The following is a 19104-nucleotide window of genomic DNA, read 5'->3' as shown; positions in this document are numbered from 1 at the left end:
CGCCGGGCCTAGCCAGGCCGGCGCCGCGCGCTTTGCTCACGCGGCCTGCGCGTGCGGTTCGGGCTTCGGCACCGCGTCGTACGGGAACTGCATCGCGACGCGCAGGCCGCCTTCCGGCCGGTTGCCGATCTCGCACGTCCCGCCCAGCCGCAGCACCAGCCGCTCGACGATCGCGAGCCCGAGGCCGCTGTGCCCGTTGCCGCCGCGCGCGGGGTCGAGACGGACGAACGGCCGCGTCGCGGCCGCGAGATCGCGCGGCGCGATGCCGCCGCCGTGGTCGCTCACCGCCAGCAGGTAGCCGGTCGCGGTGCGTTCGGTTTCGACGACGACGGGCGGCGCGCCGTACGCATGCGCGTTGTCGAGCAGGTTCGACAGGATCCGGTCGAGCGTCGCGGTCGGCAGGCGGAAGCCCGGATCGGCGGCGAGCCGGGTCTGGACCGTCGGCGCGTTGGGCGCGACCGCGCGATAGGTGCGCGCGATCCGCTCGCAGGCCTGGTCGACCGCCACCGGCTCGCTGCGGTCGTTGCCGCCGTGCGCGAACACGAGGAACTGGTCGACGATGTGCGACATCGAGTCCACGTCGCGCACGACGCCATCGCGCAGGCGCGCGTCGTCCATCATCTCGGCGCGCAGGCGCATCCGCGCGAGCGGCGTGCGCAGGTCGTGCGCGACGCCGGCCAGCATCACCGCGCGGTCGTTCTCCGCGCGCGACACCTGTTCCACCATCTGGTTGAAGCCGTGCGTGAGCTGTCGCAGCTCACGCGGGCCGCGCTCGCGCAGCGGCGGCACCGGCTGGCCGCGGCCGAAGCGGGCGACCGCGCGCGCGAGCGAGCGCAGCGGCTGCTGCAGCTGCCAGGCCGCGAACAGCGCGGCGACCACGCCGGCGGAGAAGATCGTCCCGAGCCAGATCAGCATCCGGTCCAGCGAGCGCGGCGGCCGCAGCGGCTGCACCGGCACGACGATCCAGTTGCGGTCGGCCGGCTCCTTGACCCACAGCACGGGAGGATGGCCCGGCACGCCGATCTCGACGCGCGTGCCGGCCGGCATGCGCTCGCTCACGTCGTCGCGGAAGCGCTTGAGCGGCGGCGGCAGGCCGGCGTGCCCCTGCGGCACGTCGGGGCTGTCGGGCGGGACGAGCCGCACGCGCGACGGCAGCGGCTGGTCCGGCGTGCGGGCGACGTGCTGGCGCACCGCATCGACGAGGAACGACGCTTCCTCGACCGCATAGCGCGTCTGCATCTGGTTGCGCTCGAGCCGCATCGCGAAATACCACGCGAAGTGCGACAGCAGCAGCACGCCGATGACGAGCAGCGCCAGCCGGCCGAACAGCGAATCAATGGGCTTGCGCATGGGCCTCGCCGTCGGGCACGAACACGTAGCCGCGCCCCCGCACCGTCTGGATGAAGCGCGGCGACGACGGATCCGACTCGAGAATGCGGCGCAGGCGCCATACCTGGACGTCGATGCCGCGGTCGGTGCCGTCGTATTCCGGCCCGTGCAGCAGCTCGAGCAGCCGCTCGCGCGTGAGCGTGCGCAGCGCGTGGTTGACGAAGATCTTCAGCAGCGCGAATTCGCTGCTCGACAGCGTGGCCGGCTTGCCGTCGACCGACAGCGTGCGCGCCTGGAAATCGAGCAGGAAGCGGCCGAACGCGTAAGGCTCGCGCTGTTCGGGCGCCGCGGCCGACGGCGTCGCGCGGCGCCGCCTGAGCACCGCCTGCACGCGCGCGAGCAGCTCGCGCGGGTTGAACGGCTTGCCGAGGTAGTCGTCCGCGCCGAGCTCGAGCCCGACGATGCGGTCCACGTCGTCGGCGCGCGCGGTCAGCATGATCACGGGGATGTCGTCGCCCGCCGCGCGCAGCTGCCGCAGCGCGGTGAGGCCGTCCACGCCCGGCATCATCAGGTCCAGCACGATCAGGTCGGGGCGTTCGCGCTCGAGGCGCTTCTCGAGCGTCGCCGCGTCGTGCAGTACGGACACTTCCATGCCCTGGCGTACGAGGTAGTCGCGCAGCAGGTCGCGCAGTTCTTGGTCGTCGTCGACGATGAGGATCTGGGTAGTCATGGCTCGAAGTTTACCGCGCGAGGGCGGCCGCAAAGAACGATACAAAGGGACGAAAGGGTTACTGCGGATTACCGCGCAAGCGAACTGTAATGCGCGGTAACCCGGCCGCCGGACGCCGTAACACCGGCCGCCGCACGCGCCGCTAACCTGCGTCTTACCGGATGCGGCCCCGCGGTTTCGCCCGCCGCCGCGTCGCCGGACCCTTCGAACAGGAGTTTCTGAAATGTATAAGAAGACGTCCCGGGTGGCCATTGCGGCCGCCACCATGCTCGCTCTCGCCTTCGGCGCCGCGCATGCCGCGCCCCCGGCCGACGCGCCGCCGCCGGGCGGCCCGGGCATGCACCAGATGCACGGCCACGAGGGCGGCCCGTTCGGCGCGATCCTGCGCCTGCACGACCAGCTCAAGCTCACGGCCGCGCAGGAGCAGCAGTGGCAGACCGCGGTCAATACGATGAAGCAGAACCGCGACGCGATGCGCAAGAGCCACGAGCAGATGCGCGAGCAGTTCAACGCGCAGCAGAACCAGCCGATCCTCGACCTGAACGCGATGCATGCCGCGCGCCAGCAGGCCGAGCAGCAGAACGCGCAGCTGCGCGAGCAGACGTCGGCCGCGTGGCTCGCGTTCTACAACGGGCTGAACGACCAGCAGAAGACGACGGTCAGCACGGCGATCAAGCAGCAGTACGCGCGGATGGAGCAGCGCCGCGAGAAGATGAAGGAGCGCTGGGAGCAGCACCGCCAGGCGGGCAAGGCCGCATCGGCGCCGGCGCAGTAAGCCGGCCGCGCCGCCCTCCCCGATGCGGCGGCGCGGTGGAGACGGGGACGCGGGCGCCCGGCCTGCGTCCCCGCCTCCTCCTCGTCCTGCCCGTTCAGGCGAGATCGAACAGCAGCACCTCGGCGCCCCGTCCGCTCGCCAGCATGACCGACGCTACCCCGCCGATCCGCACCCCGTCGCCGCTCTCCAGCGGCTCGCCGTTGACCTCCAGCGCACCGCGCGCGACGTGCACGTACACCCGTCGCCCGGCCGGCACGTCGAACACCGCCGCTTCGCCGCCATCGAACAGCCCCGCATGGATCCGCGCGTCCGCGCGCATCGACATCGAGCCGTCGCGCCCGTCAGGCGACGCGATGAGCCGCAGCCGGCCGCGCTTCTCGTCCTCGCCGAAGCGCCGCTCCTCGTAGCCCGGCCGGCCGCCCCGCTCGGTCGGCAGCAGCCAGATCTGCAGCAGATGCAGCGGCCGGTCGCGCGACGCGTTGTACTCACTGTGCACGATTCCCGTGCCGGCGCTCATCCGCTGCACGTCCCCGGGCCGGATGATCGACCCGTTGCCCATGCTGTCGCGGTGCGCGAGCGCGCCCTCCAGCACGTAGGTGACGATCTCCATGTCGCGGTGCGGATGCATGCCGAAGCCGCGCGTCGGCGCGATCCGGTCGTCGTTCAGCACGCACAGCGCGCCGAACGGCGGATGTGCGTCGTCGCCGGCGCCGTCGATCGGGAAGCTGTGACGGGATACGAGCCAGCCGTGGTTGGCATGGCCACGGTCGGCGGCGCGGCGGATCTGGAACATGGGCGGTCCGTGGGGCGGTGGGTCGAAATGCCGCCAATGTAGGGGCTCGCCGAGCCCGCAACAATCCATTCGCGCGCACCGGATCGTTGCATGCACGAACGCAATTCACGCAATGTTCGTCGAGACTGCATCGAATGCCGCAACAGCGGCGCCGATCCGGGCCGCCGGCGTCGCTCGCCGCCAACGGATCCGGCCGGAAGCGCGCTTGTGCGCTGCCCGGGTAGCGCGTTCGGGTAAAATACCGCGCTTTTGGCGCCCGCCTGTCCGGCGGTTGCCGCCGCCAGGCCGCCGAACTCGAATTTTGGCTATCTAGAATACGGCGCGGCGCATGGCCCGACAGGCCCAGCGCGCCGCCACGGAATCTCAGTATTAAAGGATGGAAATGAAGAAGGCCGCCCTGTGCGCCGCCCTCGCCCTCGTGGCGGGCAGCGCCTTCGCGAAGGAGTGGAAGACCGTGCGGATCGGCGTCGACGCCAGCTACCCGCCGTTCGAGTCGACCGCGCCGAGCGGCGAGATCGTCGGTTTCGACGTCGATCTCACCAAGGAAATCTGCAAGCGGATCAACGTCAAATGCGTGTGGGTGGCGCAGGATCTCGACGGGATCATCCCGGCGCTGAAGGCGAAGAAATACGACGTGATCGTGTCGTCGCTGACCGTGACGGACAAGCGCCGCGAACAGATCGACTTCTCCGACAAGGTGTACGACGCGCCGGCGCGGATGATCGCGAAGACCGGCTCGCCGCTCTTGCCGACGGTCGCGTCGCTGAAGGGCAAGCGCGTCGGCGTCGAGCAGGGTTCGACCCAGGAAACCTATGCGAAGGCGTACTGGGAGCCGCAGGGCGTGACCGTCATTCCGTACCAGAATCAGGACCAGGTCTACGCCGACCTCGGCTCGGGCCGCCTCGATGCGACGCTGCAGGACGAGCTGCAGGCCGACTACGGCTTCCTGCGCACGCCGCGCGGCAAGGGCTTCGCGTTCGCGGGGCCGGAAGTGAAGGATCCGAAGACGATCGGCGACGGCACGGCGATCGGCCTGCGCAAGGAGGACACCGACCTGAAGCTGAAGATCAACCAGGCGCTGGCCGACATGCACAAGGACGGCACGTACGACCGCCTGTCGCACAAGTATTTCGCGTTCAGCGTCTACTCGGCCCGCTGAACGCCGGGTAAGAATGCGGGGCACGCCCCGCGTTCGCGCAGTACAGGCAGTCAAACCACGCGCCGCCCGCCCCCTCGCCCGCCGCCCACCGCGGCAGGCAGGTCCGGCGCCCTCGCCGGGCGGACGGTCATGATACGCACGGGGCGTTCCGCGCAACATGCGGAGCGCGTCTTTCGCGGCGCACCCGGTGCGCCGTCAAGGACCACATATGTTTCTTCAAGGTTACGGCCCGCTGATCTTCGCAGGCACCTGGCAAACCGTCAAACTGGCGGTGCTCTCGCTCGCGCTGTCGTTCCTGCTGGGGCTCCTCGGCGCGGCCGCGAAGCTGTCCCGCAACCGCGTCACGAACGGCGTCGGCACCGTCTACACGACGCTGATCCGCGGCGTGCCCGACCTCGTGCTGATGCTGCTGCTGTTCTACAGCATCCAGATCTGGCTGAATCAGCTGACCGACCTCGCGGGCTGGGACCAGATCGACATCGATCCGTTCCTCGCCGGCGTGCTCGTGCTCGGCTTCATCTACGGCGCGTACTTCACCGAGACGTTCCGCGGCGCGTTCCTGTCGGTGCCGCGCGGCCAGCTCGAGGCCGGCAGCGCGTACGGGATGACGAGCTGGCAGGTGTTCTCGCGCATCATGTTCCCGCAGATGATGCGCTTCGCGCTGCCGGGTATCGGCAACAACTGGCAGGTGCTCGTGAAATCGACCGCGCTCGTGTCGATCATCGGCCTCGCCGACGTCGTGAAGGCGTCGCAGGACGCCGGCAAGGGCACGCTGCGGTTCTTCTTCTTCACGCTGATCGCGGGAGCGATCTACCTGGCCATCACGACGATTTCGAACTTCGTGCTGATGTGGCTTGAAAAGCGCTATTCGACCGGCGTCCGCAAGGCAGACCTATGATCGATCTCATCCAAGAATACTGGCGCAACTATCTCTACACCGACGGCTACCGCCTCACCGGCGTCGCGATCACGCTGTGGCTGCTCGTCGTGTCGATCGGGCTCGGCTTCTGCCTGTCGGTGCCGCTCGCGGTCGCGCGCGTGTCGAAGAAGAAGTGGCTGTCGGGCGCGGTGTGGCTCTATACGTACGTGTTCCGCGGCACGCCGCTCTACGTGCAGCTGCTGCTCTGCTACACGGGCCTCTACAGCCTGCAGGCCGTGCGCGGCACGCCGATGCTCGACGCGTTCTTCCGCGAAGGGATGAACTGCACGCTGCTCGCGTTCACGCTGAACACCTGCGCGTACACGACCGAGATCTTCGCGGGCGCGATCAAGGCGACCTCCTACGGCGAGATCGAGGCCGCGCGCGCGTACGGGATGTCGACCTTCACGATGTACCGCCGCGTGATCCTGCCGTCGGCGCTGCGCCGCGCGCTGCCGCTGTACAGCAACGAGGTGATCCTGATGCTGCACGCGACGACGGTCGCGTTCACGGCGACGGTGCCGGACATCCTGAAGATCGCCCGCGACGTCAACTCGGCGACCTACATGTCGTTCCACGCGTTCGGCATCGCCGCGCTGCTCTATCTCGTGATCTCGTTCACGCTCGTCTGGCTGTTCCGCCAGGCCGAGCGCCGCTGGCTCGCGTATCTGCGCCCGCAGGGCAAGTAAGTTTCCGCAGGACTATTGATGAACTCCCAGACTCAAAAGCTTTTCGTCGACGACCTCCACAAGCGGTACGGCAGCAACGAAGTGCTCAAGGGCGTGTCGCTGAAGGCGAACGCGGGCGACGTGATCAGCGTGATCGGCTCGTCCGGCTCCGGCAAGAGCACGATGCTCCGCTGCATCAACTTCCTCGAGCAGCCGAATGCGGGCCGCATCTTCGTCGACGGCGAGGAAGTGCGCACCGCGCTCGACAAGACGGGCGCGCTGCGCGCCGCCGAGCCGAAGCAGCTGCAGCGCGTGCGCACCAAGCTCGCGATGGTGTTCCAGCACTTCAACCTGTGGTCGCACATGAACGTGCTCGAGAACGTGATCGAAGCGCCGGTCAACGTGCTGAAGCTCGGCAAGCGCGAAGCCGAGGAGCGCGCGCGCGAGTACCTGGAGAAGGTCGGGCTGGCGCCGCGGGTCGAGAAGCAGTATCCGTCGCACCTGTCGGGCGGCCAGCAGCAGCGCGTCGCGATCGCGCGGGCGCTGGCGATGCATCCGGACGTGATGCTGTTCGACGAGCCGACCTCCGCGCTCGATCCCGAACTCGTCGGCGAAGTGCTGAAGGTGATGCAGAAGCTGGCCGAGGAAGGCCGGACGATGGTCGTCGTCACGCACGAGATGGGCTTCGCGCGCAACGTGTCGAACCACGTGATGTTCCTGCACCAGGGGCGCGTCGAGGAAGAAGGCGTGCCCGCCGAGGTCTTCGCGAACCCGAAGAGCGAGCGCCTGCGCGGGTTCCTGTCGGGCAGCCTCAAGTAAGCCCGAATCCGCTTCGATGCGCCGACGCCGGGCGCCCCGCGGTTCGCCGCGCGGCGCCCGGTTGCGTTTACTTGCGCATACTTGCGCTTACTTCCGTTTACGCGCGGCCGGACGGCGCGGCGTCCACGGGTGCCGCATCGGCGAATGCGCGCAGCGCATCGCCCGCGAGCCGGTAGCGCACCCATTCGCTCTGCGGCTCGGCGCCGACGCTCTCGTAGAAGCGGATCGCCGGTTCGTTCCAGTCGAGCACGCTCCACTCGAAGCGCCCGCAGCCGGCATCGACCGCGATCCGCGCGAGCGCCTTCAGCAAGCGCAGGCCGGCCCCCGCGCCGCGAAAGCGCGGCGACACGTACAGGTCCTCGAGATACAGCCCCTGCCGGCCGAGCCACGTCGAATACGAAAGGAAGTACACGGCGAAGCCCGCCGGCTCGCCGTCGACCTCGCAGATCAGCGCGCGCGCCGGCGACGCGTCGCCGAACAGGCTGCGCTCGAGCGACGCGACGGTCGCGACCACCTGGTCCTCGGCTTTCTCGTAGATCGCCAGCTCGGTGATGAAGCGCAGGATCAGCGACGCGTCGGCAACGGTGGCGGAACGGATGTCGATATGCACGGTAAAGGCCCTCCCCGGCCGGCATGCAGCAAACGGCGGCGCCGCGCACGCGCGCTGGCGCCGATGAAGACGTCATGCTACGTTCGTCGAGCTACTGCAGGAAGTGCAGTTTATTCATCCACACCTGAACACTATGCATCCTGATCTGCGCCGCCTCGACCTGAACCTGCTGCTCGTGTTCGACGCGTTGTACCGCCACCGGTCGGTCGCCGCGGCGGCGAACGAGCTGGCGATGAGCCCGTCCGCGCTGAGCCACGCGCTCGCGCGGCTGCGCACGGCGATCGGCGACGCGCTGTTCGTGCGGCTCGGCAACGAGATGCAGCCGACCGTGCGCGCCGACGACATCGCGACCTGGGCCGGCGACGCGCTCGACGCGATGTCGAAGGGGCTCGCACGCGCCCGCCGCTTCGACCCGGCGCAGAGCGAGCGCACCTTCGTATTCGCTGCAACCGACTACACGACGTTCGCCGTGCTGCCCGCGTTCATCGCGCGGATCCAGCACGTCGCGCCGCAACTGCGCTTCCGGGTCGTCCACTCGGACCGCAAGATCTCGACCGACGAGCTCGCGGCGGGCCGCATCGACTTCGCGCTCGGCTATCACGAGGAAGCGGCAGTCGACGCGCCGGGGATCGAGGAATTCGACTGGTTCTCCGACGACTACGTCGTGATCGCGAGCGAGCGCCATCCGCAGGTCCGGCGCCGCCTCACGCTCGAGCAGTACCTCACGGCGCGGCACGTCGTCGTCACGCCGTGGAACGAGACGCGCGGCGTCGTCGACCACGTGCTCGACCGGCTCGGCCTCGCGCGGCAGGTCGCGGTGCAGTTGCCGAGCGTGCTCGCCGCGCCGTTCATCATCGCGGAATCAGGGCTCCTGATGACCGTGCCGAACCGCGCCGCGCAGGCGCTGCGGCATGCGGCGCCGATCCGGATCTTTCCGGCGCCGTTCGAGATCCCGCACTACACGCTGAAGGTCTACTCGCACGCGAAGCATGCGCGCACCGACGCGCACCGCTGGATTCGCGCCCGGCTGCTCGAGGCGCGGCCGGACAGCGCAGGCATCGCAGGCATTGGGTAATGCGCGCCGATCATTACGAAATACTTACCAATTCGGCGCATCGCGCGCTTACGTCTCCGTTTCTCCTGCGTCAATAGTGGCAATCCTTGACGCAACTTCCCGAAAACCGTGTCTCCCTTGCCGCACAAGGCGTTGCCGGCGATTCGCCGGTGCGTGCCACGGTGCCGCGCGCCGTGTTGCATGGCAATTTCGACACACGTGTTAGTCAAACAACGATTTCCGTCGCCACAAAAGTGTATTTTTGCTAAATTAGTAACCAAAGTAGCAAAACGAAGTTCATGAAATGTAGTTTAGTTTCATGACGACAAGGAGACCCCGCCAGGCCGACCCGGCCACGCGGGCCCGCTCAACGGCCACCCGTCTGTTCGCCCGCGTGCTGCGCCCGACCGGCTTCGCACGAGGTCTCCGTAGTTACCCGCTTTTGCCCGGCGCTCGCGGCGTCGTGCATCTCGTGCAGTTCTGGGTTGACTTTTTGACAGGGTATGGAGGAGATGATGAAGAAAGCTTTGGTCGCCGCAGCGCTGATGGCTGCTGGAGTCGCAGCTCACGCACAAAGCAGCGTCACGCTGTACGGCCGTCTGGATGCCGGCATCGAGTACTTGAACGGGATGCAGAACGGCTCCCGCTGGCGCGCGGAAAGCGGCGACTGGGGCACGAGCCTGTGGGGCCTCAAGGGCGCCGAGGACATCGGCGGCGGCAACAAGGTGGTCTTCCAGCTGGAAGGCAGCTTCGACACGATGAACGGCAACGGCCCGGGCAACGGCGGCCTGTGGAATCGCTGGGCGACCGTCGGTATCGCGAACGATGCGTACGGTACGCTGCTGCTCGGCCGCGAACTCGCGATCGCGAACGGCGTGTGGGACTTCGACCCGTTCGGGCAGTCGGCCTGGTCGACGGCGTCGCTGGTGCGCGGCCGCAACTGGAACAAGACCAGCAACAACATTTCGTATCAGTCGCCGAAGCTCTACGGCTTCGACTTCTACGGCCAGTACGCGCTGTCGAACGCGACGAACTGGAACGGCAACGGCACGACCGGCCAGGGCCGCAGCGTCGGCGGCCAGTTGACCTACACCACGTCGCTGTTCCAGCTGCGCGGCATCTACGACGAAGCGCGCAACCCGGCGAACGGCCAGCTCGACGACGTGTTCAACTACTCGCGCGAATACTTCGTCGGCGCGAACGTGTTCCTCGGTCCGTTCAAGCTGCAGGCGGCCTACCAGACCTCGCACGCCGATTCGGATGCGGGCAACTTGAAGAACAACGGCATTACGTCGACCCAGCAGGTCTGGGGCGGCGTGACGTGGCAAGCCACGCCGGCTGCCGCGCTGATCGCGGCCGTGTATCACGTGAACGCGAACCACGGCGGCGGCAACGCGAACATCTACACGCTCGGCGGCACGTACAACCTGTCGAAGCGCACGCTGCTCGACTTCCAGGTCGCGACGGCTCGCAACAGCAAGACGGCGAACTTCGGCCTGAATGCGAATGCGGCAGGCACCGACGTTTCGACCGGCAACCCGAAGCTCGGCCACAGCCAGACCGGCTTCTACGCCGGCATCCAGCACCTGTTCTGATCAGGGCACGACTCAAGGAATCGATTCGACGACGTTTTCCACGCTGCTGCGAGAGGCGCGTATCGGTGCGGTACCCGACAGGGTATCGCACCGTTTTTTATTGGCGCGGGCAATTGACGCCGGCGGCGTCAGACGGCCGCTTCGTTCTCCTCGCCGGTGCGGATGCGGATCACGCGCTCGACGTCCGACACGAAGATCTTGCCGTCGCCGATCTTGCCGGTGCGCGCGGCGCCGATCACCGCGTCGATCACCTGATCGACCTGCCCTTCCGCGACGACCACCTCGATCTTCATCTTCGGCAGGAAGTCGACCACGTACTCGGCGCCGCGGTACAGCTCGGTGTGCCCCTTCTGGCGGCCGAAGCCCTTCACCTCGGTCACGGTCAGGCCCGTCAGGCCGACCTCGGCGAGCGCCTCGCGGACTTCGTCCAGCTTGAACGGCTTGATGATGGCGGTGATGCGTTTCATGGTGGTTGTCCCTCAATGCTCGTTTGGATGAAAAGACCTGAGCCCGATTCTACGCCGCGCGCGGCTCAATCGAGGCGCTCGGCGAAGCGCGACGTGATCGGGTAGCGCCAGTCGCGGCCGAACGCGCGATGCGTGACGCGGATGCCGATCGGCGCCTGGCGCCGCTTGTATTCGTTGATCTTGATGAGCCGCGTGACGCGCTGCACGTCCGCCTCGGCATAGCCCGCCGCGACGATCTCGGCGAGCGGGCGGTCTTCCTCCATGTACATGCGCATGATCGCGTCGAGCACGTCGTACGGCGGCAGGCTGTCCTGGTCGGTCTGGTTCTCGCGCAGCTCCGCGGACGGCGCGCGCGTCAGGATCCGCTCCGGAATGATGTCGCGCGTCGCATATTCGGCCGCCGCGTTGCGGTAATGGCAGAGCCGGTAGACGAGCGTCTTCGCGATGTCCTTGATCACCGCGAAGCCGCCCGCCATGTCGCCGTACAGCGTGCAGTAGCCGACCGCCATCTCGCTCTTGTTGCCGGTCGTCAGCACGATCGAGCCGAACTTGTTCGACAGCGCCATCAGCAGCGTGCCGCGGATGCGCGCCTGGATGTTCTCCTCGGTCGCGTCCTCCGCGCGGCCCGCGAATTCGCCCGCGAGCGACGCGCGGAACGCATCGAACATCGGCGCGATCGCGATCTCGTCGTAGCGCACGCCGACGCGCCGCGCCATGTCGGCCGCGTCGGTCGTCGAGATGTCGGCGGTGTAGCGCGACGGCATCATCACCGCGCGCACGCGTTCGGACCCGAGCGCGTCGCATGCGACCGCGAGCACCAGCGCGGAATCGACGCCGCCCGACAGGCCGACGAGCGCGCCCGGGAAGCCGTTCTTGCCGATGTAGTCGCGCACGCCCAGCACGAGTGCGCGGTACACCTGCGCTTCCAGCGACAGCTCCGGCGCGATCGCGCCGGGCAGCGGCCGCGCGCCGTCGAATTCGACGATCGCATGCCCCTCCTCGAACTGCGGCATTTTCGCGACCAGCGCGCCCGCCGCGTCGAGCACGAACGAGCCGCCGTCGAACACGAGCTCGTCCTGCGCGCCGATGAGGTTCACGTACACCATCGGCAGCCCGGTCTCGCGGATCCGCGCGCGCAGGATCTCCATGCGCACCGCTTCCTTGTTCATGTGATACGGGGAGCCGTTCGGGATCAGCAGCACCTGCGCGCCGGCCGCCTTCGCGATCTGCGCGGCCGATGCGTGCCATGCGTCCTCGCAGATGATCACGCCGAACTTCACGCCGTTCAGGTCGAACACGAGCGGCTCGGCGTCGGTCGCGAAGTAGCGCTTCTCGTCGAACACCTCGGCGTTCGGCAGGTCCTGCTTGCGGTAGGTGCCGACGATCTCGCCGCCGACGATCAGCGACGCCGCGTTGTAGGTGTCCGACGGCGGCACGCCGCGCTCGATCGGGCGGTTTGCATTACCATCGACGCCTGGCACCCGCAGCGGATGGCCGACCAGCACCGCGAGCCCGTCGAACGCCTTCAGCTCGGCCGCGAGCGCGTCGAGCGCCGCCGCCGACGCCGCGTAGAACGCGGGCCGCAGCAGCAGGTCTTCGGGCGGATAGCCGGACAGCGCGAGTTCGGGCGCGATCATCAGCTGCGCACCATCGTTGTGCGCCGCGCGCGCGGCCGCGACGATCCGCGCGACGTTGCCGGCGAAATCGCCGACGGTGACGTTGATTTGAGCGAGAGCGATACGGGTCTTCATGACGGGATCGGCGCTGCCCGGCGGCGCGCCATGAACGGCTGACGAAATCGTCCCGGGGGCGTGCCGCGGCAGGCGGCGCGCCCCCGGCGACATCCAACGGTACGCATTCAAACGGTTGACACGGTTGAAACACGAACGCATCGATTATCGCACGGGCATCCTGTCGTCCCCGGCCGAAGTGCCGGCTGCCGAATGGAACGCGCTCGTCGCCCGCGACGCGCGCCCGACGCCGTTCCTGCGCCACGAATTCCTCGACGCGCTGCACGTCGCGCGCTGCGCGGTGGACGCGACCGGCTGGTCGCCGCGCTTCGTCACGCTGACCGACGAGCGCACCGGCCGGCTCGCGGCCGCCGCGCCCGTCTACCTGAAGACCCATTCGTACGGCGAATACGTGTTCGACTGGGCGTGGGCAGACGCGTACCAGCGCAACGGCGTGCCGTATTACCCGAAGCTGCTGTGCGCGGTGCCGTTCACGCCGGTGCAGGGCACGCGCGTGCTCGCGGCCGACGACGACGCGCGCCGCCGCCTCGCGGCCACGCTGCTCGCGCTCGCCGAGCAGAGCGACGTGTCGTCGCTGCACGTGCTGTTCCCGACCGAAGCCGAAGCGCAGCTGTTCGACTCGATGGGGATGATGCTGCGCCAGGGCGTGCAGTTCCACTGGATCAACGACGGCTATCGCCACTTCGACGATTTCCTCGGCACGCTCGAGCAGAAGAAGCGCAAGAACATCCGCGCCGAGCGGCGCAAGGTGCACGACGCGGGCGTGACGTTCCGGCGCCTGACGGGCGACGCGATCCGCGACGCCGACTGGCGCTTCTTCTCGCGCTGCTACCGGCAGACCTATCGCGACCACTATTCGAGCCCGTACCTGAACCTCGAGTTCTTCCGCACGATCGGCCAGACGATGCCGGACAATCTGCTGCTCGTGATCGCCGAAGCCGACGGCAAGCCGATCGCGAGCGCGCTCGCCGTCTACCAGCGTGACGCCGGCGGCGGCGGCACGCTGTACGGCCGCTACTGGGGCGCGGTCGAGCACGTACCCTGCCTGCATTTCGAGACTGCGTACTATCAGCTGCTCGAGTTCTGCATCGAAGCCGGGCTCGATACGTTCGAAGGCGGCGCGCAGGGCGAGCACAAGCTCGCGCGCGGCTTCCTGCCGACCGTCACGCATTCCGCGCACTGGCTCGCGCATCCGGCGTTCTCGGACGCGGTGTCGCGCTTCCTGGAACGCGAGACGAACCACATCCACGCGTACGTCGACGAATTGCAGGACCACAACCCGTTCAAGCGCGACGCGGATTAGCGCGCCTTTTCTGAGACACTGGCGGCTTCGCCGAATTTCGCCACATCCTGCCGCCCTGTCATGTCCTGGTTCCTGTATCTGATCGAATGCGCCGACGGCAGCGTCTACACCGGCATCACGACCGACGTCGCGGCGCGCTTCGACGAGCACGCGGCCGGCAAGGGCGCGCGCTATACGCGCTCGCGCAAGCCGCGCGCGGTGCTCGCGTCGTTCCCGCTCGCCGACCGGTCGAGCGCGTCGCGCGCGGAGTACTGGGTCAAGCAGCTGAGCCCGAAGCAAAAGCGCGAGCTGGCTGCGGGGATGAGGACGCTCGAATCGGTGCTGCCGGTGGTGGCAGCTGTCGCAGATGACGCCGACGGCGACGGCGATGGCGAAGAACAGGCCGCACCGGCCCGCGCATCGCGCAAGCGCGCGCCGAAGGGCGACGTGACGGCAACGGACGCCGCCGTCGCAGTCGCTGTCGATCAAGCCGCCCCGAACGGCGACGCGCCGAAGCGTGGACGCGCCGCGGCCAAGCAATCGCCGACCCGCACGGGCCCGGCCGCAAAGGCTACGCCGAAGGCACGCACGCGTCCTGCCGCGAAGCCCCGGCCCGCGAGCGCCCATACCCCCGCGCCCACGCCCGCGCCGAAGAAAACCGCCCGCGCAAAACAAAACCGCGCGGCCTCGTAACGAGGCTCGCGCGGTTTTTTGCATCGAACGGACCGGCCGTCGCGGCCGGCACGCCGCTTACTTCTTGTAGTTCGCGGCGCCGTCGGTGATTTCCTTGTGCGCGGCGTCGATGCCCGCCCAGCCTTCGACCTTCACCCACTTGCCCTTCTCGAGCGCCTTGTACTGCTCGAAGAAGTGCTTGATCTGGTCCTTCAGGTACTCGGGCACGTCGTCGATCGACTTCAGGTTCGCCGTCATCGGGCAGACCTTGTCGTGCGGGACCGCGACGAGCTTCGCGTCGACGCCCGACTCGTCGGTCATCTGCAGCATGCCGAGCACGCGCGAACGCACGATCGAGCCGGCCAGCAGCGGGAACGGCGTGATCACCAGCACGTCGACCGGATCGCCGTCGCCCGACAGCGTCTGCGGAATGTAGCCGTAGTTCACCGGGTAGCGCATGCCCGTGCCGATGAAGCGGTCGACGACGAGGAGGCCGAGCTCCTTGTCCGCTTCGTACTTCACCGGATCGCTTTGCGCGGGAATCTCGATGATGACGTTGAAATCTTGCGGCAGGTCCTTGCCGGCCGGAACATGGTTGAAGCTCATGTGCGTTCTCTGTTGGTCGAAGGGAATTCGGGACAGGGCACGCCGCGGTCGAGGCACGCGCCGCCGGCATGTCCGGAAAGAATGCGCCATTATAGCCAATCGACCGGTGGCGTCCGGATGACGAACGGCGCGATAATCGCGCTGACCGTCCGGCCATCGAACAATATGCAGCGCTGCATGGAATCGGAGCAAGCATGGAAGAGGCAAGGCACTTCATCGCGGGCGAATGGACATCGCCCGCGCAGCTCGAAACGATCCCGGTCATCGATCCGTCCGACGGCCAGCCGTTCGCGGCGATCGCGCGCGGCTCCGCCGCCGACGTCGAGCGCGCGGTCGCCGCGGCCCGCGACGCATTCGCGGGCGCGTGGGGCGCCGCGAGCGCCGCCGAGCGCGGCCGCGTGCTGCACCGGCTGTCGGCGCTCGTCTCGGCCCGTCTCGAGGAACTTGCCGTCATCGAGGCGCGCGACACCGGCAAGCCGCTCAGGCAGGCGCGCGCCGACGCGGCCGCGCTCGCGCGCTACTTCGAGTTCTACGCGGGCGCCGCCGACAAGCTGCACGGCGAGACCCTCCCCTACCAGGCCGGCTACATGGTGCTCACCGTGCGCGAGCCGCACGGCGTCACCGGCCACATCGTGCCGTGGAACTATCCGATGCAGATCTTCGGGCGCAGCGTCGGCGCGGCGCTCGCGGCCGGCAACGCGTGCGTCGTGAAGCCGGCCGAGGACGCGTGCCTGTCGGTGCTGCGGGTCGCCGAACTGGCAGCCGAAGCCGGGCTGCCGGCCGGCGCGCTGAACGTCGTCACCGGCTACGGCCACGAGGCCGGCGCGGCGCTCGCCCGCCATCCGGGCATCGACCACATCTCGTTTACCGGCTCGCCCGCGACCGGCAAGCTCGTCGCGCAGATGGCCGCGGAAAATCACGTGCCCGTCACGCTCGAACTCGGCGGCAAGTCGCCGCAGCTCGTGTTCGCGGACGCCGACCTCGATGCGGCACTGCCGGTGCTCGTCAACGCGATCGTGCAGAACGGCGGCCAGACCTGCTCGGCGGGCAGCCGCGTGCTGATCGACCGTGCCGTCTATGAGCCGCTCGTCGAGCGGCTCGCGACCGCGTTCAACGGCCTGCGGGTCGGCCCGAGCCGCGCGGATCTCGACTGCGGCCCGCTGATCAACGCGAAGCAGCAGCAGCGCGTATGGGATTTCCTGTCCGATGCGCAGCACGACGGCATTCCGATGGCCGCGCACGGCCAGGTGGTGCCGGACGCGCCCGAAAGCGGCTTCTACCAGGCGCCCGCGCTGCTGCGCGACGTGCCGCCCACGCACCGGCTCGCGCAGGAGGAAGTGTTCGGCCCGGTGCTCGCCGCGATGCGCTTTGCCGACGAGGACGAAGCGGTCGCGCTCGCGAACGGCACGCCGTACGGCCTCGTCGCGGGCATCTGGACGCGCGACGGCGCGCGCCAGCTGCGCGTCGCGCGGCGCGTCCGCGCGGGCCAGGTGTTCGTCAACAATTACGGCGCGGGCGGCGGCGTCGAGCTGCCGTTCGGCGGCGTCGGCCATTCGGGCCACGGCCGCGAGAAGGGTTTCGAGGCGCTGTACGGCTTTACCGTGCTGAAGACGATCGCGATCCGGCACGGCTGAAGGTTCGGCGCCGGGACGGCGCACGGCGATGCGGTAAATGGCAACGCGGCAGCACATCACATACACACCAATCAGGAGACACAGCATGCGGCTGAACGGCAAGACGGCAATCGTCACGGGCGGCGGCTCGGGCTTCGGCGAAGGCATCGCGAAGACGTACGCGCGCGAAGGCGCGAACGTCGTCGTCAACGACCTGAACGGCGCGGCGGCCGAGCGCGTCGCGAGCGAGATCGCGCTCGCGGGCGGCAAGGCGATCGCGGTCGCGGGCGACGTGTCGCGCCGCGACGACTGGCAGGCGCTGCTCGCCGCCGCGCTCGACGACTTTCACGCGGTGCAGATCGTCGTCAACAACGCCGGCACCACGCACCGCAACAAGCCGGTGCTCGACGTGACCGAAGCGGAGTTCGACCGCGTCTACGCGGTCAACATGAAGAGCCTCTACTGGTGCGTGCAGACCTTCGTGCCGTATTTCCGCGAGCAAGGCGGCGGCGTGTTCGTGAACGTCGCGTCGACGGCCGGCGTGCGGCCGCGCCCCGGCCTCGTCTGGTACAACAGCACGAAGGGCGCGATGATCACCGCGAGCAAGTCGCTCGCCGCCGAGCTCGGCGCGGACCGCATCCGCGTGAACTGCATCAACCCGGTGCTCGGCGAGACCGGCCTGATGACCGAGTTCATGGGCTGCGAGGACACCCCCGAAAACCGCCAGCGCTTTCTCGCGACGATCCCGCTCGGCCGCTTCTCGACGCCGCAGGACATCGCGAACGCGGCGCTCTATCTCGCGTCGGACGAGGCGGAGTTCATCACCGGCGTCTGCCTCGAGGTGGACGGCGGGCGCTGCATCTAGCCGCATCTAGCCGCATCTAGCCGCATCTAGCCGCACCGGGCCCACGGGCCCGCATCATACAAACGACGACAGGAGACAACATGGCATCACCGACGCATTCGCTGCCGGGCGCGTCCGGCGCGTTCGAGGAAGCGACCTACCGCAAGGTGTCGTGGCGGCTCACGCCGCTCCTGCTGCTGTGCTACGTGGTCGCGTACCTCGACCGCGTGAACGTCGGCTTCGCGAAGCTGCAGATGGCGAGCGACCTGAACCTCAGCGACACCGTCTACGGCTTCGGCGCCGGGATCTTCTTCTTCGGCTATTTCCTGTTCGAAGTGCCGAGCAACCTCATCCTGCACAAGGTCGGCGCGCGCCTGTGGATCGCGCGCATCATGGCGACGTGGGGCGTGATCTCGATCCTGACGATGTTCGTCACGACACCCACGATGTTCTACGTGATGCGCTTCCTGCTCGGCGTCGCCGAAGCGGGTTTCTTTCCCGGCGTGATCCTCTATCTGACCTACTGGTATCCCGCGCACCGGCGCGGCCGGATGACGACGTTCTTCATGACGGCGGTCGCGCTGTCCGGCGTGGTCGGCGGGCCGATCTCGGGCTTCATCCTGAAGACGTTCGACGGGCTGAGCGGCTGGCACGGCTGGCAGTGGCTGTTCCTGCTCGAAGGCACGCCGTCGGTGCTGGTCGGCGTGCTGGTGTTCTTCGCGCTCGACGACCGGATCGCGAAGGCGACCTGGCTCACCGACGAGGAAAAGGCGCTGCTCGCCCGCAACGTCGACGCGGAGGAGGCGACCAAGGAAGATCCGTCACTCAGCACCGTGATGGCGAGCCCGCGCGTATGGCTGATGGCGCTCATCTACTTCTCGTTCGTGATGGGGCTCTACGGCGTCGGCTTCTGGCTGCCGACGATCATCAAGGCGACCGGCGTCACCGATACGTTCGCGATCGGCCTGCTGTCGGCGGTGCCGTATGCGGCTGCGGTGGTCGCGATGATCCTGATCGCGCGCAGCGCGGACAAGCGCCGCGAGCGCCGCTGGCATCTCGCGATCCCCGCCGCGCTCGGCGCGCTCGGGCTCGTGCTGTCGGTGATCTGGGCACACGAGACCGCGCTCGCGATGCTCGGCCTCACGCTCGCGACGATGGGCATCCTGACCACGCTGCCGCTGTTCTGGAGCCTGCCGACCGCGTTCCTCGGCGGCACGGCGGCCGCGGCGGGCATCGCGATGATCAACTCGATCGGCAACCTCGCGGGCTTCCTGAGCCCTTACCTGATGGGCTGGCTCAAGCAGGCGACGGGCGCGAACGACTCGGGCATGTACATGCTCGCCGGGTTCCTCGTGCTCGGCGGCCTGCTCGCGCTGTCGGTACCGAAGCGGCTGGTCGACAAGTGACGCGCCCCCATG

General features: G+C 68.4%; 19 protein-coding genes. 12 read left to right on the top strand and 7 right to left on the bottom strand.

The genetic code is table 11. The annotated features are described in order from the left end of the window. Positions 1-36: 36 nt before the first annotated feature. On the bottom strand, positions 37-1350 hold the full coding sequence (locus HWX31_RS20475) for an ATP-binding protein (protein ID WP_174962161.1): 1314 nt from the start codon (positions 1348-1350) through the stop codon (positions 37-39). Further along, positions 1334-2059, bottom strand: coding sequence for a response regulator (locus tag HWX31_RS20470; RefSeq protein WP_174962163.1), 726 nt, complete (start codon positions 2057-2059; stop codon positions 1334-1336). Before HWX31_RS20470 ends, HWX31_RS20475 begins: the two co-directional genes overlap by 17 nt. 223 nt (positions 2060-2282) lie before the next feature. On the opposite strand from HWX31_RS20470, the gene HWX31_RS20465 reads away from it, so the two are divergent. Next, positions 2283-2834 (top strand): Spy/CpxP family protein refolding chaperone, encoded by a 552-nt coding sequence (locus tag HWX31_RS20465; protein WP_042586047.1) that lies wholly within the window; start codon positions 2283-2285, stop codon positions 2832-2834. A gap of 94 nt (positions 2835-2928) precedes the next feature. Here HWX31_RS20465 and HWX31_RS20460 read toward each other — a convergent pair whose 3' ends face one another. Beyond that, positions 2929-3627, bottom strand: coding sequence for a pirin family protein (locus tag HWX31_RS20460; RefSeq protein ID WP_174962165.1), 699 nt, complete (start codon positions 3625-3627; stop codon positions 2929-2931). Between the two features lie 382 nt (positions 3628-4009). On the opposite strand from HWX31_RS20460, the gene HWX31_RS20455 reads away from it, so the two are divergent. From HWX31_RS20455 to HWX31_RS20440, 4 genes are all read left to right on the top strand, one after another. Further along, positions 4010-4786, top strand: a complete 777-nt coding sequence (locus tag HWX31_RS20455) for an ABC transporter substrate-binding protein (protein WP_029226388.1) — start codon at positions 4010-4012, stop codon at positions 4784-4786. Between the two features lie 208 nt (positions 4787-4994). Further along, complete coding sequence (locus HWX31_RS20450; protein WP_174962168.1) at positions 4995-5684, top strand: ABC transporter permease; 690 nt, start codon at positions 4995-4997, stop codon at positions 5682-5684. Beyond that, positions 5681-6394 carry an ABC transporter permease gene (locus HWX31_RS20445; RefSeq protein WP_010091047.1) on the top strand — a complete coding sequence of 238 codons (714 nt, stop codon included), beginning with the start codon at positions 5681-5683 and terminating at the stop codon, positions 6392-6394. The genes HWX31_RS20450 and HWX31_RS20445 overlap by 4 nt, the downstream gene beginning before the upstream one ends. Before the next feature lie 18 nt (positions 6395-6412). Next, on the top strand, positions 6413-7192 hold the full coding sequence (locus tag HWX31_RS20440; RefSeq protein WP_042586050.1) for an ABC transporter ATP-binding protein: 780 nt from the start codon (positions 6413-6415) through the stop codon (positions 7190-7192). A 97-nt stretch (positions 7193-7289) separates the two neighbouring features. Here the strand turns inward: HWX31_RS20440 and HWX31_RS20435 are convergent, their stop codons facing one another. Beyond that, on the bottom strand, positions 7290-7802 hold the full coding sequence (locus HWX31_RS20435; RefSeq protein WP_174962170.1) for a GNAT family N-acetyltransferase: 513 nt from the start codon (positions 7800-7802) through the stop codon (positions 7290-7292). A 133-nt stretch (positions 7803-7935) separates the two neighbouring features. Here HWX31_RS20435 and HWX31_RS20430 point away from each other — a divergent pair, with 133 nt between their 5' ends. After that, positions 7936-8877, top strand: coding sequence for a LysR family transcriptional regulator (locus HWX31_RS20430; protein ID WP_174962172.1), 942 nt, complete (start codon positions 7936-7938; stop codon positions 8875-8877). A 494-nt stretch (positions 8878-9371) separates the two neighbouring features. Then, positions 9372-10451 (top strand): porin, encoded by a 1080-nt coding sequence (locus tag HWX31_RS20425; protein ID WP_174962175.1) that lies wholly within the window; start codon positions 9372-9374, stop codon positions 10449-10451. Between the two features lie 128 nt (positions 10452-10579). On the opposite strand, the gene HWX31_RS20420 is transcribed toward HWX31_RS20425, so the two are convergent. Together HWX31_RS20420 and HWX31_RS20415 are read right to left on the bottom strand one after the other, a co-directional pair. After that, positions 10580-10918, bottom strand: a complete 339-nt coding sequence (locus HWX31_RS20420) for a P-II family nitrogen regulator (protein WP_017333848.1) — start codon at positions 10916-10918, stop codon at positions 10580-10582. Between the two features lie 65 nt (positions 10919-10983). After that, positions 10984-12669, bottom strand: a complete 1686-nt coding sequence (locus tag HWX31_RS20415) for an NAD+ synthase (protein WP_174962177.1) — start codon at positions 12667-12669, stop codon at positions 10984-10986. 124 nt (positions 12670-12793) lie between these two features. Between HWX31_RS20415 and HWX31_RS20410 the strand changes: the two genes are divergently transcribed. Both HWX31_RS20410 and HWX31_RS20405 read left to right on the top strand, forming a co-directional pair. Further along, positions 12794-13972, top strand: a complete 1179-nt coding sequence (locus tag HWX31_RS20410) for a GNAT family N-acetyltransferase (protein ID WP_174962179.1) — start codon at positions 12794-12796, stop codon at positions 13970-13972. Between the two features lie 60 nt (positions 13973-14032). After that, a complete protein-coding gene (locus HWX31_RS20405; protein WP_174962182.1) occupies positions 14033-14644 on the top strand; it encodes a GIY-YIG nuclease family protein in 612 nt (203 codons plus the stop codon). Positions 14645-14701: 57 nt separating this feature from the next. Here the strand turns inward: HWX31_RS20405 and ppa are convergent, their stop codons facing one another. Then, complete coding sequence (ppa, locus tag HWX31_RS20400) at positions 14702-15229, bottom strand: inorganic diphosphatase (RefSeq protein ID WP_017333852.1); 528 nt, start codon at positions 15227-15229, stop codon at positions 14702-14704. A gap of 194 nt (positions 15230-15423) precedes the next feature. Here ppa and HWX31_RS20395 point away from each other — a divergent pair, with 194 nt between their 5' ends. From HWX31_RS20395 to HWX31_RS20385, 3 genes are all read left to right on the top strand, one after another. Beyond that, complete coding sequence (locus HWX31_RS20395; RefSeq protein ID WP_174962184.1) at positions 15424-16863, top strand: aldehyde dehydrogenase family protein; 1440 nt, start codon at positions 15424-15426, stop codon at positions 16861-16863. Positions 16864-16948: 85 nt separating this feature from the next. Further along, on the top strand, positions 16949-17707 hold the full coding sequence (locus HWX31_RS20390) for an SDR family oxidoreductase (protein ID WP_059771397.1): 759 nt from the start codon (positions 16949-16951) through the stop codon (positions 17705-17707). An 80-nt stretch (positions 17708-17787) separates the two neighbouring features. Beyond that, positions 17788-19092, top strand: a complete 1305-nt coding sequence (locus HWX31_RS20385; protein ID WP_174962186.1) for an MFS transporter — start codon at positions 17788-17790, stop codon at positions 19090-19092. Positions 19093-19104: the final 12 nt, after the last annotated feature.

Source organism: Burkholderia ubonensis (assembly GCF_902833085.1).
Lineage (GTDB): Bacteria > Pseudomonadota > Gammaproteobacteria > Burkholderiales > Burkholderiaceae > Burkholderia > Burkholderia ubonensis.
This window is presented reverse-complemented; position numbering and strand designations above follow the sequence as displayed.

What these genes read in the sequence shown, in the direction of transcription:
- HWX31_RS20420 (WP_017333848.1), bottom strand. Translation starts at nt 10,918, where the DNA reads ATGAAACGCATCACCGCCATCATCAAGCCGTTCAAGCTGGACGAAGTC.
- HWX31_RS20470 (WP_174962163.1), bottom strand. Translation starts at nt 2,059, where the DNA reads ATGACTACCCAGATCCTCATCGTCGACGACGACCAAGAACTGCGCGAC.
- HWX31_RS20415 (WP_174962177.1), bottom strand. Translation starts at nt 12,669, where the DNA reads ATGAAGACCCGTATCGCTCTCGCTCAAATCAACGTCACCGTCGGCGAT.
- ppa (WP_017333852.1), bottom strand. Translation starts at nt 15,229, where the DNA reads ATGAGCTTCAACCATGTTCCGGCCGGCAAGGACCTGCCGCAAGATTTC.
- HWX31_RS20385 (WP_174962186.1), top strand. Translation starts at nt 17,788, where the DNA reads ATGGCATCACCGACGCATTCGCTGCCGGGCGCGTCCGGCGCGTTCGAG.
- HWX31_RS20455 (WP_029226388.1), top strand. Translation starts at nt 4,010, where the DNA reads ATGAAGAAGGCCGCCCTGTGCGCCGCCCTCGCCCTCGTGGCGGGCAGC.
- HWX31_RS20430 (WP_174962172.1), top strand. Translation starts at nt 7,936, where the DNA reads ATGCATCCTGATCTGCGCCGCCTCGACCTGAACCTGCTGCTCGTGTTC.
- HWX31_RS20460 (WP_174962165.1), bottom strand. Translation starts at nt 3,627, where the DNA reads ATGTTCCAGATCCGCCGCGCCGCCGACCGTGGCCATGCCAACCACGGC.
- HWX31_RS20465 (WP_042586047.1), top strand. Translation starts at nt 2,283, where the DNA reads ATGTATAAGAAGACGTCCCGGGTGGCCATTGCGGCCGCCACCATGCTC.
- HWX31_RS20450 (WP_174962168.1), top strand. Translation starts at nt 4,995, where the DNA reads ATGTTTCTTCAAGGTTACGGCCCGCTGATCTTCGCAGGCACCTGGCAA.
- HWX31_RS20390 (WP_059771397.1), top strand. Translation starts at nt 16,949, where the DNA reads ATGCGGCTGAACGGCAAGACGGCAATCGTCACGGGCGGCGGCTCGGGC.
- HWX31_RS20440 (WP_042586050.1), top strand. Translation starts at nt 6,413, where the DNA reads ATGAACTCCCAGACTCAAAAGCTTTTCGTCGACGACCTCCACAAGCGG.
- HWX31_RS20395 (WP_174962184.1), top strand. Translation starts at nt 15,424, where the DNA reads ATGGAAGAGGCAAGGCACTTCATCGCGGGCGAATGGACATCGCCCGCG.
- HWX31_RS20405 (WP_174962182.1), top strand. Translation starts at nt 14,033, where the DNA reads ATGTCCTGGTTCCTGTATCTGATCGAATGCGCCGACGGCAGCGTCTAC.
- HWX31_RS20475 (WP_174962161.1), bottom strand. Translation starts at nt 1,350, where the DNA reads ATGCGCAAGCCCATTGATTCGCTGTTCGGCCGGCTGGCGCTGCTCGTC.
- HWX31_RS20425 (WP_174962175.1), top strand. Translation starts at nt 9,372, where the DNA reads ATGAAGAAAGCTTTGGTCGCCGCAGCGCTGATGGCTGCTGGAGTCGCA.
- HWX31_RS20445 (WP_010091047.1), top strand. Translation starts at nt 5,681, where the DNA reads ATGATCGATCTCATCCAAGAATACTGGCGCAACTATCTCTACACCGAC.